The sequence below is a fragment of the Bradyrhizobium sp. 192 genome, assembly GCF_023100965.1.
Lineage (GTDB): Bacteria > Pseudomonadota > Alphaproteobacteria > Rhizobiales > Xanthobacteraceae > Bradyrhizobium > Bradyrhizobium symbiodeficiens.
Genome location: NZ_CP064690.1, coordinates 1,823,708 through 1,841,167, shown reverse-complemented (window position 1 = coordinate 1,841,167; position 17,460 = coordinate 1,823,708). Strand labels below are relative to the sequence as shown.

The following is a 17,460-nucleotide window of genomic DNA, read 5'->3' as shown; positions in this document are numbered from 1 at the left end:
GCCCGTTTCGAATGACGCCTCGCTGTTGAACGCAGAAAACGAAAAAGGGTGAGAATGATGTCATGGGCTCGCAAGTATCGATAACGAGTGACTTAGGATCAGTGCAAACATCCACTAAGCAGACGCTTCCGGTAACGAGCGCCGATGATGCCGGCCGAGACGCGCGCAAGTTGCGCAACGCGCTCTAAGGTCAAGTACCTCAAAGAGGAGGAGCACCATTTGTGATCGAGACGGCGCGACATAATGCCATATCAGGAGCAGCATGCAGTGTATTTGGTCAGGATCTCGAGCTATGCGCCAGCGCCAGCGGGGAGCATCAACGGCGAGTAGTCGTGTGTGGCATCGACGTCATCCTGCAACCGTCGAGTTCGGCTCGATCCACAAAACCGCGACGTTTTGTCCGATGATATATCAGCAAAGAACAGCGTGGGTATCGACAACATGGAAGATGGGATCATCTAGCGGATTGAGGTCGCGCTCGCACGCGGGACTGGCCAATTGGAACGACTAAGCACGTGGAGAGCAATGAACGCCCTCAAATCGATCATTAGCAAAGTTGCTACAGGTGCCACGCTGACCCGCGAGGAGACCGCAACAGCCTTTGAAATCATGATGTCGGGCCAGGCGACATCCTCCCAGATCGGAGGATTGTTAATGGGGATGCGGGTACGTGGCGAAACCGTGGAAGAAGTCACCGGCGCAGCCTCGGCCATGCGGAGCAAAATGCTCCGGGTCAGTGCGCCCCCCGATCCCGTCGACATCGTTGGTACGGGCGGTGACGCTTCGGGCTCAGTCAACGTGTCCACATGCGCCTCATTCATCGTCGCCGGGGCCGGCGTTCCGGTGGCCAAGCATGGCAACCGCGCCGTGTCCTCACTACCAGGCGCTGCTGACGTCTTGGCCCGGCTCGGCGTGAAGGTCGACCTCCCGCCTGTAGGCGTTGCTCGTTGTGTGCACGAAGCTGGCATCGGCTTCATGCTTGCGCCCATCCGTCATCCGGCTATGCACCACGTTGCCCGGATCCGAGCGGCACTTGGGACCCGCACGATCTTCAATCTAATCGGCCCGCTCGCAAATCCGGCCGGAGTCAAGCGGCAGATTGTCGGAGTGTTTTCGCGTCGATGGGTGCAGCCCTTGGCGCAAGTGTTAAAGAACCTTGGTGCTGAGTCGGTGTGGGTGGTGCATGGCTCAGATGGACTCGATGAGATCACCCTCACCGGGCCGACGTTTGTTGCCGCGCTAGAGAGAGATGCGATCCGTACCTTCGAAGTCACCCCGGAAGAAGCGGGCCTCGCCCGCTGCCACAACGAGGCGCTGAGGGGCGGCAACGCCGATGCCAATGCAATCGCGCTGCAAAGCGTGCTCGACGGCATGTCAAGTCCGTACCGCGATGTTGCTCTTCTCAACGCCGCCGCGGCAATGATCGTGGCCGGCCACGCAACGAGCTTGAAGCACGGCGTCGCCCTTGGGCAAGAATCCCTTAATAGCGGTGCGGCAGCCGCGCGATTGACACACCTGATCGCGATCTCCAATGCTTGAGAACACCAGCATCGAAGCCCTACGAGCGCGAAGGTTGCACGCGCAACGCGCGAGTTCCCTCTGCCACACGTCGAGGCGCTTACCGCGGTTGCCGGGTCACAGACGCAGCAGCCCCGCTTTCGGATCTACGGGAGCGGGATGCGCGAAAGGCCTCAGATCGCGAAAACCAGTGTGAAGCAGCCTGCCGAGACAATCAGAAGGCCACGGCCGAAGCTTAGGTTCTCAATTTTGTGTGCACGCAATGCGTCAAAGGATGAGCAATGACGTTCCCCACGAACGGTAGAAGCGCTCGCATTTAGGGCAAAGGTAGAACACATCGTTCGGAAATTTCGGGAGGTCATCGATACAGACAGCTCCATCCCCCGAAATCTGCGGGGTACGCTGCACACAACACTCGATAAGCATCTTCTCGCTGCAAGAAAAGCAGATTGTCGACGATTCCGGAAACCACTGGGTGCTCTCATGCCGCTACGCGCGGAGAGCTGCCGACGCTCCCAAACCTTGGAGGTGGCGTCATCTTGCGGGCCCCGGGGGTGCCGATGGTTCACCCGCACCTATGCCGATGGCGACGACGAGTTCGTGAGCCACGGCTTACGCTTTTTGGCCCAATCCTGCGCGAAGGCCTTGATGCCCGGAGTGCCTCAGGAAGACGGCTGAAGTGCGCAAGTACTATCTGGATGATATCGCCACAACGAAAACACGGAAAACCGAACGCCGGAGCTGCGCTCTTCGATCATGCCAACCCCTTGCCACCGGGCTCGGCTTCGATTTAGTCGACGTCTTCACCGGCGGCGTTTCCGACGCGATTTGCCGCGTCGCACCGCGAATATCTGCCATCGCCATTTGCCGCCGTACGGCGGCGCGCTCGCGCATTCGTGCGGCTCGTTCTTCAAGGCAGGCGCCGCAGCCGGGGTGCATCTCGTGAATTGCGTTGGCGGGACCAAACGCACGCTATGGCGTGAGGGTCGAGTGCGGAAGACGTGGTACTGTGTATTTCTCGGTCGCGGCGATTAATTTAAGCTTGGCATCGCGAGCTCTTCCAGCTTGAATCGCACGTAACGTGAAATTGTACCATCTCAAGGTACACCAGTCTCGGGCTGGTCGAGATAGGATTGCGAATGTTCGAGCATGTCAGAATTGCACCGCACCGCCTTACTTCGATCATCGCGACAGTGCGGCTTGCGGGTGGTTTTGATGGGCATGACAATCTTGGGCCGGCACCATACGCCTTCTCTGATCCACATCGCTGGAGAGCTGGTCAATTCAGAGGACGTCAACGTCACCCTACCGCGCTGTGCGGCTCCCCCCAATTGAAGATTGGAAAGCGAGTTCCTCCGCGGGCCGGGACACCCGTGGAGATCAGTTGAACCAAGGCGTTTTTGGTTCTGTTCGCTCAGCCCGCTTGGATCTCGCACGGCGCCATCATCTCGGCTGCAGGACGGTCGATCCGACCTCGGATGGTTCCAATCGGCCCATATCTGTGGTGAGCCTGTAAGTCGGAAACCTGCAGAAGATAACGTCATGGTGCGCTTATCACTGCGCGCAGATGCACGCCAGCGCTGTTGGACGAACCGGAGCCCGTGACGAAGCGCCTCCGCCTTTACGCTTTAAGAGATTCGAGCCCGGGCTGATGACGTCGTCAAGACCGTATGCTTCCGACTGAGATCGCTTGACTGCTCGCGTGCCTGAAGCCATCCGATGCGTCTGATCGCGATCGAGAGCTTTCGAACGGCTCAGGAGGTCAAGGGTTTAAGCAGTTTTCCAAGTACGTAGCGAACCTGAGCGAAAAGGGGACAAAGGTGGATCTTTGCACACTGATTGAGCGAAACGCGTCGTTTACTCCCGACAAACCCGCGATCCACTTCGACGGGGGCACCCTAAGCTACGCCGCCTTCAGTCAAAGGATCGAGCAAATCGCTCGTGCTCTAAAACATCAGCTCGGCATCGAGAGAGGCGACCGCGTCGCGATCCTTGGGCTCAACCGGCCCGACTACCTGGCCCTGCTGTATGCCTGCGCGCGACTCGGCGCAATGCTCGTCCCATTAAATTGGCGGCTTACGGTCGCGGAACAGTTGTTCATCCTCTCCGACGCCCGTCCCAAAGTGCTAGTTCTAGAACAGGCCTTTGATGCACTGCTACCAGCTCTGGCGGGGCAGTTGCCTGATACCTTTGTTGCCGGGTTGAACTTTTCGCCTCTCGGCGGAAGTAAGTGGGACTGCCTGGTAGACCAGGGTCGAGGCGACGATCGCAATCAGCACACGGACCTATCTTGCCCGCTTCTGATTGTCTATACTTCGGGTACCACAGGGCGGCCGAAAGGCGCTGTGCTGCGTCAACAAGCGTTGCTGTGGAATGGAATTATGAGTCAGCACATGCATAATCTCAGCTCGACCGATCATGTCCTGACAGTCTTGCCGCTGTTTCACGTTGGCGGCCTGAATATCCAGACCACGCCGGCGTTGCATCACGGCGCGACCGTCACCATTCACACGCGATTTACGCCCGAGGCGACGCTTGCTGCGATCGAACGCGACAGACCTACGCTGGCAGCGTTGGTGCCTACCACGATGCAATCCCTAGCCGATCATCCTCAGTGGCGGACGACGGACCTCTCCTCACTGAAGGCAATTTGCACCGGTTCAACGATGGTCCTGCAGCACCTTATCGAACGCTTTGTCGCGCGTGGGGTGCCAGTGCTGCAGGTTTACGGTTCGACCGAGACCTGCCCTATTGCTGTGTATACGAGGCTCGGCGGCGATCTTGCGCGTAAGGGGTCGAGCGGCTTGCCCGGCCTATGTTGCGAAGCGGCTATCCTCGATGATACCGGCAACGAGTTGCAGGCAGGCAGCCCGGGCGAGATCGCCGTACGGGGCCCGAATGTCTTCAGCGGGTATTGGGGCCCTCAACAAGCAACGCGCGAGCCTTTGCGCAACGGTTGGTATCTCACCGGTGACATCGGCCGCCGCGACGCCGATGGATACTTTTGGGTTCATGATCGCAAAAGGAACCTGATCATATCGGGTGGAGAAAATATCTACCCGGCGGAAGTAGAGCGCGCGCTTATGGAGCATCCCGATGTCGCAGACTGCGCCGTTGTCAGTCGACCCGATCCGCGCTGGGATGAGGTGCCGATCGCTTATGTGATCAGGCGGCCGGGGGTTCGGCTTGACGCGGAAGCACTAACGGCGCATGCAGCCTCGCAGCTCGCCCGCTTTAAGGTGCCGCGCGAAATTATTTTCACGGCAGAATTGCCACGAACTGCGCTGGGCAAGATCCAGCATTTCGCGCTGAAGGGGCTTACACGATCAAGCCAGCACAACGACGGCGACTGAAGATTTCGATCGGGTGTGGCATTTCCTTTACCCCGCAGGCGTGGCCGCTGAGGGCCGCGAAACCCCACGGGTCACCGCGTCTATGCGAACACGGCAGCTGCGAGTTGATCATGTCGGCGCCCTTCCATGGAATAACGTTGCCCCGAGGTCGCTGATGCCGCGGATCCTCATTATGAATGCCGGTACCGCGCAGATGTCGGGCTCTGATCTGGCGACATCCAAGTTTCGCTTGCCTCCAATTCGGCCGAGACGTCGTCCATGTCTTCACAGGTGCCACACTCTTCCAGGAAGTTAATGGAGGTGCTGAGCCGGAGCGACGTCGCCAGTTGGGTAGCCATCCTCACTCAGCCGATATTCCGATCGTCTATCCCATCTCGGTTTTTGGCTCCTCGCCGCCGACGCCGCGTCAGTTAGAGCTTTGCCCTTGTTGCTGCCGGCGTATTCTGGGACGTGATCGAACTACCCATGCCGTCTTTGGGAGCGCGATTTGTATCAATCTTCCTATCAACCGATGAGTAGTGCGCCATTCGAGCCCGTCCGGGTTCATAAGGAGAGATCGCTCTTGCGAGCCTGCGTGGACGCTCGCCCTCGACGAGTGCTTGCAGCAATCCCCGTATCAGCGCCATGTTGAATAAAGCTTCTGATATGCCCGGAAAAATGAGCGACCTGTCGATCGCGCAAAGCGTCTTGAACCGGACCTGACTTGTTCGGAAGCCCGAAACCGCACAACAAGCGCCGGCCTCATAGTGTTAGCCTCGGACACTGCTGTTGAGGAGCATGCGCCGAGCCAGATGGAATTGCTGGAACGCGACCTCATTTTAATCGGACCGCATCGACCCGGGCCGAGAGTGCGAGATGGTCGTTACCGCTCTCACAGCGCGGAAAGCGATTATGCTCCATCCAAGATGAGGGCGTTGAGGGTCACGGCGGGGTCACCAGCATGCCAACGATCCCATTGGTAAAAAGAAACCGGCTTTGACTCGGTCCAGAACAACTACAGTTTCAAGGCGCTTTATATCTGGATTTTCATTTATCAAGCGTCGGGTGAAATGCTCGTACTCTTCCATATTATTTGCAGTCAACAACAGGATGAAATCAGCTTGGCCCGTGACGTAAAACCCGCTCATCACCTCCGTCATAGTGCGGATCCCCCGCTTAAAACGATCAATGATGTCGGCGCGATCGCGCTCAAAGAAAATGAGGACCAGCATAGTCACGTTTCGGCCGATCGCCCTTGGCGAAATGATTGAGACGTCTGATTCTATCACGCCCTCTTTTCGCAGGCGCTTTAGTCGGCGCTGAACTCCTGATGCAGATAGGCCAACTTTCGCGCCGAGTTCTTCACTGCTTAGGCGATTGTTGCGTTGAACGAGATCAAGAATACGAGCATCGATTTTGTCGATTTCCACGGCTCCATTGCGGACTCTCGAGCGCGACCGCCTCCTCCAAGCATGCGAAGTAGTCCCATTGAGTGTCCCGGCCATCTCTAAACCTCCTCCCTAGCACCTTACGAATGTACGTCTTCAGCCGACAATGCGCGCACTGATGAGTTGAAGGCTCAAACCTTATTGGGGACAGTCAACCACCGGTTCCGGTCTTGTGCGCGCCCGGTCGGCTTGCGTCGCCTCCCCTGATTCCAATAAGCCGCTAAAGCTCTTTTCCTCACGGCGCCGTTTGTGGAGGTTAATTTGTCGGTAGCGCACCTCTCTTGACGCCTGGCAGCTGATTGAACGTAGTTCTTCGGCAGCGGACATGTGGGCGCGTTAGCGTCACCAATGGAGAGCGCCATTGGATTGACGTCGCGGGCGAGCTAGTGAGGGTGAATTTCCTTCAGCTATGTCACGCCGCGCCCGTGGCGGCGCGCAGGCCACACTGGCAGTTCTCGAAATCAATTCACGACAGGCAGGGCGGCTTCCCGCCTGCGTCCCCTAGTGTGATGATCGATCACTGGACGCAATAGATCAGGAAGCAGCGCGCCCGGTATCGTCCCGCTCGCACGAGCATCGAGATCTGGCATCATTGTAATGGCTTCCTCTCCGTCGAAGGGGCGAGGATTGTCCCTCCTCCGGCGTCAGTCAACGTCCGCGGCTTCGCCGCGGCAAACGGCACCTCGATATTGAAATAACTAAAGCGCGGCATCTCCCGGGCAAGGCGCACCAGAAACGACATTGTTAACGTCACGCCACTGAGCAGCGCATTCAGGATCAGGATCGAAATCTTGGCCGCATCTGCGATACGGCCGAAACGATCGAGCATCGAGGGCGCGTCCGCGTTGAGGCTCACGCCGTGGTAGGCCGGCATCAGCATCAGAAGGCTTGCGCCACGCGCGGCCGCATAGCGGGCGCGCTCGATTGCAATTGCGTCCTGAAATGTTTGCATGTGATCATGACCGCCTTGCGACTACCCACATGAGCCAGGCACAAATCAACCAACATATCGCATTCCTGCTCCGATAACAGGAACTGCTCGGAACGATGAGCCAGAATGCAGATCCATCGACGCGCTCGTCGATCATGCATCGCGGCGCTGCCCCTCAATGGCAAGAACTCCGGTTTCCGTGAAAGCCGATGCGACTGGGAAGAGGCGGCTACAGGCGTATTTCCTTGCATTTGGCATGAGCAGGCTTCCAACAAGCAGATGTTCTTGACGGGCAGATGTCTTTGGGCTCGCTCAGGTCATCAAGAACATTGGATGCCTCGAACTGACAATAGGATCCGAGAATGGTCCTCCCAGTGTTCGCCGTCTGATGAAGGGCATGAGCAATCCCACGAGATCATTCCGGCTCTGCGGCAGCCTTTGCCGATGAGATCGGAGCGATCGAACTTTATCATAGTGGTCATCCGTGGATACCCGGCGTTTTTCGCTCAGCATGGAGATGACTGGAACTGTCCTGCTTCGACCTTATGAGGCGCGACCCTGACCCGACCGTGATTATTCCACATGAGGTCGCATTGGTCGCTGGCCTCGAAATCAGCATCTGGGTAATTTTGGGAAAATATCCCCTGTAAGACACAACCCCGTCTAATTCAGCTGCCAACTCAGACTTGTCGTTTCTCGCGTATCGCGACGTGAACGGAATGATTCACCTAACATATGCTGGGCGGTGTCTTCCGCTTATAGAGCTTTCGAGAAGCAGACGGCGCTAAAGGCTCCGCAGGAAGGAAAACGCTAGCGAGCTTTTGTCTCAATCCCATAGGCTCCTCCCGCGGCCAAAGCATGCTTGTGAGTGAAGCTTTTTCTTGTGCAACTGAGAGAAGGACACGACGCCCTGTTATAGAGATCTTCAAATTGCCGGTCGTCTCAAGGATTCGAGTGCGCTGGCGCCCCCCAGTGTCAGTCCCGTATACATCCTTGTCCACTGGACTCCAGCTGGACACTTTCAGAATGATGCTGAGGCATCGGCGATGGTCAGGCGCATCAGGGACAAGACGGTTAAAACCGCAGTGCGTGGCTGGACAAGCCGGTGCGCGAAACGCCCCTCTTGGTTTCAATCGGACGAGGCCTGTCGATCGGTTATCGGAGGAACGAGACCGCCGGCACGTGGGTGTTTCGCAAAGCCGATGCATCGCGAATGTTCGCCCCCCGACACTCGGACCCAACTGTCGACTACAGCGTGGAGTGCAACCGATCTAAGCGCGTGTCCATTACGGGACCCCGATGCAAAACCCACTGTCGACCTCCAAGGTCGCACCGTTCCGTTGTATCTGAATCATGACCGATCCGGGGAGAACAACACGCAGTAACCGATGCTAAGCCGAACACCGTCGTGCCAGCAACGATTGGCACTATCGAAATAGTCATTGCCGAAAGAATCACAAGAATTGTAACCGGCAGGCCCTCGCCGATGTCTTCGATCTGCGACAGACTGCACGCCCTGGCGCCACCCGCTCGATCGCATCGGCGGGACAGCCTGCGAACACCCCAATATCGTGGCTAGCCACGATATCGATGATCTCTTCGCTCATGCCGGCGTCACAGTTTCTGCTTGAAGGTATCAACTGCGGCCCGGGTCACCCGAAAAACGCCACGACCACGGGACAGTGGGCGATAGGCAGAGCCGGCTCGGGTCTTGAGAACATCAAACCATTGGTCGGGCGTGAGCCTCGCAGGGCGCTCGCTGATCTGGATCACCCTGCCATTCGGGGCGAAGCGGACGTGAATGATGATCTGCGGATTCATATCGTTCCCGCTTTTTGCCAGGTTTAGAGACCGGTGGGTTGCTCGATTGTGGCGTGTTCAGTTTCGGCCCCCTTGGGGTGGACCTCGCGCAGCGACTTAAACTTCGCACCTGCATTGGTGCCGGGGGCCCGTTCGGGTTGGCGGCGATAATCGCCCGTGTGTTAGGCCTCATGCGTTCTTCGGCATTCGTCTTGAGGCACGTTTCGGACCAACATTCGGTGTCGGCAAACTCCCCCGTGCGTCCGCCAGATTGACGGCATGCAGGGTCTGAGAAACGAATAGGAAGAGGCGATTACCTCTTCCCGCTCGATACCGAGCGCCTTCAGGCTAGGCAGGAGCCCAATCGTGCGTTTGGAACCGCAACGCTATGCTTGCGGCCAACATAGATCGCGAAAGCTCGTTCGAGCATCTCAGTCGTCGACCGACTGGAAATTCGCTGCGAACACAATAGCGCTTCGACGGCCGACAGTCGGCAACAATGATATCAGGATGCGAGAGCGGAATTGCATTCACCGCCTCCGCGTCATCGGGGCGATTCTCTGCGGGTCCAGTGCCGATCACCGCCCAACATGCCTTCTAGCCAGCACCAATCCAGTCGCTCGCGCCTGGTCGGCCGTAATCTGCATGCAGTGGCCCGATCCATCGATTAGATGCAGGTCAAACTGCGGAAGACGCCGGAATGGCTGCTGCGCCACATCCGACGCATCACATCGAACCAAGGTGAGCTGCGGAAAGCGGCGCCTTAGGTCAGCAACGGCGCTAGTGTCTGTGTTAGCTGTCTCAAGCAGGCGTTCGATTTCGATCAATTGTTCTGTGGCGAGCGCCATTGTGACTCCTTATGATTGTTGCCAATGAGCATCACTGCCAGAACAGCCGCTCGGGATCCGTGTTCAATTCGTCGATCGCCGACGCAAGCCGGTGGAAAATGCTGTAGAATTTCCAGCTTCCTCGCGCATGATTCTTGAAGAACAGTTTCCAGATCCCGCTCACGGCATCGTAATGAAACAGCGCGACCTCGATCTGACCGCCATCGTTCTCAATATTGCGCGAGCAGCAGGGACTCTCAATGAGATAGCCAGCCTTTACCGGCGTCACACTCGGCGAGTGCTTGCGGGAGATCAAAGCACGTTCGATCCGCTTGCGATCTAGCTCGTTCGGATGCGGGATCAGCCCGACCGGTACCTCTCTCGACACTCTCATTGCGAGAACATCCCCTCAAAGGACTGTGATCTCTTCTTCAAGACAACCAACGACCAGCCGCTCGCCAAAATCTACAAGATAAATCGGCACGCTTGCTTCGGTATGCATCGCGACCCGGACGATCTCGCCGATGGCACCGGCGCCGACCAGGATCCCATCAGGCGGCGCGGTGGCAACTGACTCGTCATTGATGAGATTGGCTGCCGTTTTCACGCGCTGGCCCGATCGATATTTTGGAATGCGCGGCTCTGTCATGACACAGCCACTTCCGGCAATGGCAGATCATCTACGCCCTCGTCGACCGGTCCGACCTCTTTGCGCCTCACGCCGACGCGGTAGCCACTTTCATGAAGTTCGAGACCGTAGATATAGAATTTCCGCAGGAACGCACCGATGGAAACGACGTAACCCAGGTCGCCCTTCTTGGCCAGAATGTCGCCGATCTCCTTGCCGCAAAGGGTGCCGTCATTGCGGATGGTACTGCTGGCCCTCACCTTTTCGCCAAAGCTGAACGCGGGCCGCCCGCTTAGCTGGACCACATCACTGTCGGAAACGATCATGTTCATGCACCGCCCCCTCGCGAACCTGCAGGGCGCATGGAGACGCGAGCAGAGCTGCTCTTCTGCAGCATATTGTCCTTGTTTGCGATGAGACATGCCGACTCGTCATCCGCGATGCGACTCGCCACTTCGTAGCGGGCATGCCGTTCAGCTTCGCGGTTCAGAGCGGTTACCAAATGAGGTGAAGGTCGCTGCGCGTACTCGAGGTGCACGGAGGTATCCGGGTCGTTCACCGTGGCAAGCGGCCCCATACGTCGTGCCACCATGCGGCGAAACTCAATAGCCTCATGATTCATCAGCCAACCAAGCCGGCGCGGCGCGATGCGCTGCGTCCCGACCCAACAGACGCGATAAAATGCAGAGCTTTGCCACCTCCGACGTCTTAGCCCAGCGAGTCTGTGGAAGTGTAAGCGGTAGAGCTCGATCGGAACAGAGGCCAACGTCTCTGCTTCGAGCAGATGTTTTCGGCCACTCCCTCCAGATGATAGAAGAGCCAGGTCTGCCGTTGCTGATCCTCCGCTTCGGGTAGCAGACCTTCGTCGAGCCGCGTGTGTGCGACCAATGCTCCCTTGCTGGCTGATAGTGGAATGACTGGGTCCAGGTTCATGGGCAGCTTTGCTCCTCTGACAGGTGGCCCCTTCGACAGTGCAACGCGATGCACCTGGCTCGGCGAAGAACAGGCTCGTCTGCACAGCGGCGTGGGTCAAATCGATGACAGCGCTGCTTAGTGGGCACTCGACATCGAGGCGCAACTTTGGACCGTTGCGCTCCGTTACTTTCTTACGGGGCCCGTGGCGCCGCCTACGCACCGATGTTGGCGATCGATCCCGAGTAATCCATGGCCATAACAGGAAATTGCAAGTCGACGCCTGCGGCGCCGTCACTGCACACGGCGATACTCGCAACTTTGGAGTGACGGAGCTCGGCATGAAGTTCACGAGCCCCCCTTTGAGGCAGGCGCGTGGTAAACGCGACACTGATGTATCCATGACGTTGGTGTTTTCAACTTGACAGACAGCGACACACTGCGGCTCGTCAAAGTAGACGATGCGTTCGGTGCATTTCTGGGATTCAATTGCGAAGCTTCCAGCCTTCTCCGACGTTGCAACATTCGGGTATAAGGGTTCACAATCCGAGGAACGCGTCCACTGCGAGGCGACGATCTTGAATGGCATACGACCTCTTACGCGACCGAGATCAGCGGTTCTTGCGGGATCGCGGCGTCGCCGCGCTTGGCCTTTGAGCCCGAATGCTGTGCCGGACTCGGGCACGGAGATCTATGGCATGATAAGTCGCTTTCGGATTGGCCAAGGCATCGCCGGGGCCGACGATACCGAGCACAGTCAGCTGCGGAATTCTGGTGGCTACCGCGAGCAGCTTTCCCGCCGCCTGCTCAGGAGTGAGCTTGTCACGACCAACACCGGGACGCGATTCTTTGGCGCAGTCGTACTTACGATTGCAGTAGTTGCATTGAAAATTGCACGCCGGCGCGACCGCGACATGGATGCGAGCGTCATGATGATGAGCTTCTTCGCTATAGCAGGGATGCGTCCTAACTTTGTCCCAGATTTCGGCCGGCAGATCGCCTGGGACAGCCTGTGACCCATAGCTCCCTTTGCCATTCTTCGAAGAGCTCCGGGAACCCTTACAATCGGCGCATCCCGCCGCTATCCTCAGCATCTTTGACATGTTTTCCGCGTCCGGCAACAGCGTCCATATTCAATTCTCTACCAAGTGTGGCGACCAGCCTGAGCGGCCACAGAACGAGAGTTAGCAACTCGCGTGCCATCTCGGATGGCGATGGCATTCCCGCCGTATGAACGAGTTAGCTAGACTTGATCCGCACAGTTGTGCACGCGTCAGCGACAGTTCACAGGTCGCAAATGCGACAGGCGTCGCAATTGTGACGGAGATGGCCGTTGGGTTCTCATTGAGCTCGCGTGAAATCTCCCAACACGCACCAGTCGCTTGCGATGCGACCTCTTCCTACTAGCGGACAGCGGCGGGACGACCACCTCGCGCCGCTACTTGGCGCTCAACATCTCTATCGCGTGCGGGGCCATATCGCGACCAGTGTCAGGTGTTGCTCGACCAGAAAGCAGAGTTCGTTGCGTGAGAGTGCTTGCGGATCGACGAGCGCGTAATGGACGTCAGCCGAGCGTTTGGCGATCTGCCGGGCATAAATAGCAAAAGCAGATCAGTGAAGAGACAGCCGAAGAAGAGGAAGCTCCGTCCGTTCCGCCTTTCCTTGATGAGGTCGGGAACTGGTTGTCTGGATGCCGATTTCAGTCAGAACCTCAACATAATCCAGCGTCAGTAATTAGATAGCTCTTGACCGGCAGCACGCTGCCGTGCGGCTTGCGCAGCACAGTAGGCCAATGGGGCCGCCGAGGCATGATCACCTATTGGCCTGCCGGATCGTAAATTGGATACCAGCAATCGACGTGGATGCCGGAGCGCGCGATACCTTCACCTCACGCCATCCGTCGCGTGTACCGGAGAGCCGTCTGCATCGCGCCGTCGTACCAAGAGTCGACTATCACAGATAGTGGTAAGGATGCTAGATGATGATTTAGTGGTGTCGGCTCCACCCGCGCGCGAACGGCTGGACCATCAATGCCGTCACGGTGGAGCGGTGTGAGTCGCTCTCGACATCCCAGACGTCGCCTTTGGGCTGGCGCGATAGCGCAACTTTGCTGGAGAAGGCAGAAGGCCTCCTGTGTCATTGGCATATCTGGTCCGATCAACTCGGCGAGGTCAGGTCCGAGATACGGAACAATGCTGAGCTCTCATCCTCACCCCAAGATCAGTAGGAATCGCCTTCGCGTCGACTGCGTTGACGAATTTCAATTCGCGGGAGCGCGTTCATCGGTCCCCCTCTCTTCCCGCGCGTTTTGGCATTCATTGTGATCGGGAGCGGCGTGTCGCTCGCCATCTCAGGCAGATCGAGCATCCAGTTAATGGCCATTCTGATCCCAACCGCCCCGGAGCGTTTCATACTCGGATTCCGCGATCGGCTCTTCGAGATCTTTCTTGCGAAAGGCCCGCATCAAGAGAGCGGCGACTCAAGAGTTTCATGAGGCCAATTTTCTCGACCGCGATGCATACTTGTGTGGTTTAGCATGCTCCCGCGAGTTGGCGCGCAGGTGAGCCACAATGTTTGACAATACGGAGACGACCTGGTCGACCTCTGGAGGGTTGTCTCACGCGGCAGGGACAAGCGCAGCGCGCCGTGCAGGACATGCGATGGCGCGATTGAGCAGGATCCGCAGGCTGATCCGAGCGAAGCGGCAATGCCCGCACGATTTAGATGGTGGAGAATTGCGTCTCTTTCGCCAAGCGATCTCGGAAGATCTCGGCGTTAAACTGAAGAACGTCACGCTCAACGTGCTCGGTCGCACCAAGAAGGGTGATGATCGGCAAGGAGAACACCACCATCGTCAATGGCGCCGGCAAGAAGGCTGACATTGGGGCGCGTGGCCCAGATCAAGGCTCAGACCGAGGAGACCACCTCGGACGAACAGCACGCAAAAGTGCAGTGGTCGTTGCGTCCAACACTTGGCGACTCCGCAAGGAGCAAAGAAGTAGCACGAGGAAGCACGCTGACACTTTAAAATGAACTACTAGCTGATTCCAAGACTATGAACTTCACCACAGTTGCCGTTGTTCTTTGATGCCCGAGACGTCGCGGCCGTGTCCTCCTCATAACGATAGTTGTGATGCTCTCGCTCCGCCACGCTGGTGCCGAGGAACCACCTCCGTGATGGAATCCAGCCCCGGAGGCGCTCTTTCTACGATTTTCATCGCGATGGGTTTGTCCTCGCCGCGCAACATCAATTCATGGTCGTGGCAACGCATCTTCAGCATCAATATCGGGCGCTGAGGCTGATTGAGCTCGCTCACCCGATGCTCAACTGCGCGGACGGCTATTCGTAACTTGCCTTGAACTCCTCAATCTCGCTGAAGCCAAGGCTTCGTCGGGCCGAGACCACTTTCTGGAAGCCCGCTGCGTAGAGATTGATGACAGACCGCAGGGAGGGTTGCAATTTGCCCAGATTCCAAGAAGGTCTGTGACAACGATGTAACATGATCTTTGAATTCGTTGCTGGCATTCGACTCACGTTGCGCCACGCTCCCGTAGAGCATGGCGACAGCGCAGATTGCGCCTGTGACAATGGCGCTTGAAATCCCCGGCGGTGCCAGCTGTTCGCGTAGCCCAACGCGCAATCCGCGACGCGGTGATGATCTCCACGAATTCCGATCGCAACTTTGCGCATTTTGCCCCTCAAATGACTTGTCCGGAGGCGCCCGATGCTGGTTCGCACTGTCGCGACGCGCAGCTATCCTGCTGGATCGCCGCGCTCAACATTTCTCCGCCGCTTGTCACGAGCGCTGACTAATTTAGATTGATTTCCGTAAATCCTGAAACCATCAAAGGGACGGACGCGTACACGAGCGAATGTTCGATGCTCTCAATGAACAGTACGCAAGTTCGAATGTTCTCGCGAGAAGCGCTTGCAGATAGCAAGTGCTGCGAAGTTGGCGAAATCTGCGCACAAAAACTGCAAGATATCGCTACGAACGCCTCCAATCCTCTCAGGTAAATGAGTATCCGATATCCGCTTGCACGATCTAACGACCTTTCGTGCAAGATTGGAGTTCGCGGTGAGTTCATTTACTTGCCGAGCTCCTATTCAGTGCCCTTCGGGGCGTTTCCTCCCTGACTCGGCCGCGCGGTATCTCGCGCGGCCTTTTTTCGCGGTCGACGAAGACCTGATTGCTCGAATTGGAAGACCTCCAGGAGCAAGGCGACGACCCCGACCACCGGCGCACAATCCACGCAAGGCTTGTCCTCCTTCGCTAGCGTCTGAAGGACCTGTCACTTCGGCGGGAGACCAGCTACATTGATGGCGCCTGAGTTGGCTCACATCGCCTTGCGGTAAAAACAATCTGGCGATCAGCATTTGGCTCGCCAAACTGCCGCAGCTCTCAGCCGCGGCTGCACGAGAGCCGTGGAGGCTGCTGAAAGAGCGCTCCCTGCATGGGCTAAACTCACAGCCAAGCAACGTTCCAACACCCTGCGCAAATGGTACGAATTGATCGTCGCAAATCGCGAGAATCTCGCGCTAATCCTGACCTCCAAGCAGGGCAAACCGCTCTCTGAGGCGCTAGGCGAACTCGATATCGGGGCGCCTATGTCGAGTTGTACGCCGAAGAGGCGCGCCGCGTCTATGGCGAAACGATTCTCTCGCCGCGCCCGGATGCAAGGCTGCTTGCGATCACGCCACCGATTGGCGTCTGCGGCGCCACACGCCGTGGAACTTCCCCAACTCGATGATCACCCGCAAGGTCGGGCCGGCGCTCGCCGCAGGTGCACCGTGGTGCTGAAGCCAGGCAATCAGACGCCGCTCTCGGCGGTTGCGCTCGCAGCCCTGGCTGAGAAGGCAGGCGTGCCCAAGAGTGTCTTCAACGTCATCGCCGGAGATTCGGGAGGATCGGCGAGGTTTTGTGCGAGCACGCGGCCGTGCGCTTTGTCGGCCTCACCGGCTCGACGGAGGTCGGCAAGATCCTCTACGGTCGGGCCTGCATCGGCCTGAAGAAGCTCGGCCTCGAGCTGGCGCCTTTCGTGGAGTTCGACGATCCCATATCCGCCATCGAGGGCGCCATCGTCTCCAAATACCGCAACATGGACCAGACCTGCGTCTGCGCCAATCGCCTCTACGCACAGGCAAGCATCTATGAGGAATTCGTGCAGAAGCTCTCGACCAAGGTCGCGGCATAGAGATCGGCGAAGATGCGGTTCGTGCCTGCACACTGTCCATGAGCGGCGCGATCGCGGCGATGGTGCTCAGTCATAATTCGGCCTTGACAGCCGCAGCTCTGTTTTTGCGGGCGCCGTATGGACGTGATGCCGTTCAACATTGACGTGCAGCTTTCGGCCCCGCGCTGGGTTGCGGGCCGATCCGTTGCAGCTTGGCAGGCTGCGTTCTCTGGAGGCCTCGCTCTTGGCAGTTGGGGCTGGGGTCGCCTCACCGATGCCGTCGGTGTGGACATCACGCTGCTCGCCTCTGCCGGATTGATGCTGCTCTTGCCGCTGCTAGGGCGCTGGCTGCGCATGCCGGCCATCACCGATCGCGGGGAGGACGCCGAAATGCTTGCGATCCTAAGGAGCGGCTTCTGCTGACATACCGGAGCGGCCCGCTGGTGGTTGAGCTCGAATATCGTGTGGCTTCGGAAAATGCGAGAGCCTTCCACAACGTTATGCAGAATGTGCAGCGCTATGGGCAACGCAACGGCGCCTATGGCTGGTCGATTGGGCGTGATATCGCCGACCCGAGCTGTGGACCGAGCGCTATCACTGCCCGACATGGCTCGATTATTTGCGCCAACGCAACCGCTGGACGCGCTCGGAGCGCGCATTAGATGCAAGGCCACGGCTTTCCATGTCGGGCCTGAGCCCGTGCGTCTCCGTCGTATGCTGGAGCGCCCGTTTGGATCGGTACGCTGGAAGGATGATGTGCCCGACCGCGCCCCGAGTGAGCTCTAGCTGCGGGTTGGACGTGCGCAAAGGCACTAGCAGTCGTCCCTTCCGTGCCCCGCATTGAAAAAGCCCCGGGCGTGTTGACGCGCTTGCGCTTCGCGAGCCCCTC

10 protein-coding genes and 6 pseudogenes are annotated in these 17,460 nt (G+C 58.1%); 5 read left to right on the top strand and 11 right to left on the bottom strand.

The genetic code is table 11. From position 1 onward, the window contains the following. Positions 1-525: 525 nt before the first annotated feature. Positions 526-1,539, top strand: a complete 1,014-nt coding sequence (gene trpD / locus IVB24_RS08485) for an anthranilate phosphoribosyltransferase (RefSeq protein ID WP_247406624.1) — start codon at positions 526-528, stop codon at positions 1,537-1,539. Positions 1,540-3,338: 1,799 nt separating this feature from the next. Next, entirely contained in the window at positions 3,339-4,871 is a 1,533-nt protein-coding gene (locus IVB24_RS08480) for an AMP-binding protein (protein WP_247772627.1), read from the top strand. Between the two features lie 932 nt (positions 4,872-5,803). Here IVB24_RS08480 and IVB24_RS08475 read toward each other — a convergent pair. The 11 genes and pseudogenes from IVB24_RS08475 to IVB24_RS08425 form a co-directional block, all read right to left on the bottom strand. Further along, on the bottom strand, positions 5,804-6,280 hold the full coding sequence (locus IVB24_RS08475; RefSeq protein WP_247406628.1) for an Lrp/AsnC family transcriptional regulator: 477 nt from the start codon (positions 6,278-6,280) through the stop codon (positions 5,804-5,806). 607 nt (positions 6,281-6,887) lie between these two features. Further along, the gene (locus tag IVB24_RS08470) at positions 6,888-7,250 is read right to left on the bottom strand and encodes a hypothetical protein (protein ID WP_247406631.1); all 363 of its coding nucleotides are present in this window, start codon (positions 7,248-7,250) and stop codon (positions 6,888-6,890) included. A gap of 1,593 nt (positions 7,251-8,843) precedes the next feature. Then, positions 8,844-9,050, bottom strand: coding sequence for a hypothetical protein (locus tag IVB24_RS08465; RefSeq protein ID WP_018459463.1), 207 nt, complete (start codon positions 9,048-9,050; stop codon positions 8,844-8,846). Between the two features lie 557 nt (positions 9,051-9,607). Continuing rightward, positions 9,608-9,877 (bottom strand): DUF6129 family protein, encoded by a 270-nt coding sequence (locus IVB24_RS08460; RefSeq protein WP_247772626.1) that lies wholly within the window; start codon positions 9,875-9,877, stop codon positions 9,608-9,610. A gap of 31 nt (positions 9,878-9,908) precedes the next feature. Then, complete coding sequence (locus IVB24_RS08455) at positions 9,909-10,250, bottom strand: DUF3024 domain-containing protein (RefSeq protein WP_247772625.1); 342 nt, start codon at positions 10,248-10,250, stop codon at positions 9,909-9,911. Between the two features lie 15 nt (positions 10,251-10,265). Then, positions 10,266-10,505, bottom strand: a complete 240-nt coding sequence (locus IVB24_RS08450) for a nitrogen fixation protein NifZ (protein WP_247394988.1) — start codon at positions 10,503-10,505, stop codon at positions 10,266-10,268. Beyond that, the gene (locus IVB24_RS08445) at positions 10,502-10,816 is read right to left on the bottom strand and encodes a nitrogen fixation protein NifZ (RefSeq protein WP_247772624.1); all 315 of its coding nucleotides are present in this window, start codon (positions 10,814-10,816) and stop codon (positions 10,502-10,504) included. The genes IVB24_RS08450 and IVB24_RS08445 overlap by 4 nt, the downstream gene beginning before the upstream one ends. 962 nt (positions 10,817-11,778) lie before the next feature. Then, positions 11,779-11,985 (bottom strand): annotated as a pseudogene (locus IVB24_RS08440) (ferredoxin); the annotation flags it as partial. A gap of 88 nt (positions 11,986-12,073) precedes the next feature. Beyond that, positions 12,074-12,490: pseudogene (locus IVB24_RS08435) on the bottom strand (nitrogenase cofactor biosynthesis protein NifB); the annotation flags it as partial. Positions 12,491-13,616: 1,126 nt separating this feature from the next. Beyond that, positions 13,617-13,888: pseudogene (gene nifT, locus IVB24_RS08430) on the bottom strand (putative nitrogen fixation protein NifT). Continuing rightward, positions 13,885-14,144 (bottom strand): annotated as a pseudogene (locus IVB24_RS08425) (cysteine desulfurase NifS); the annotation flags it as partial. The pseudogenes IVB24_RS08425 and nifT, both read right to left, overlap by 4 nt. On the opposite strand from IVB24_RS08425, the pseudogene IVB24_RS08420 reads away from it, so the two are divergent. From IVB24_RS08420 to IVB24_RS40170, 3 genes and pseudogenes are all read left to right on the top strand, one after another. Then, positions 14,048-14,328 (top strand): annotated as a pseudogene (locus IVB24_RS08420) (hypothetical protein); the annotation flags it as partial. The pseudogenes IVB24_RS08425 and IVB24_RS08420 sit on opposite strands and share 97 nt — an antisense overlap. Positions 14,329-14,570: 242 nt before the next feature. Then, a complete protein-coding gene (locus tag IVB24_RS40020) occupies positions 14,571-14,693 on the top strand; it encodes a hypothetical protein (protein ID WP_256471579.1) in 123 nt (40 codons plus the stop codon). A 984-nt stretch (positions 14,694-15,677) separates the two neighbouring features. Beyond that, positions 15,678-17,357: pseudogene (locus IVB24_RS40170) on the top strand (aldehyde dehydrogenase family protein). The last annotated feature ends 103 nt before the right edge of the window (positions 17,358-17,460 follow it).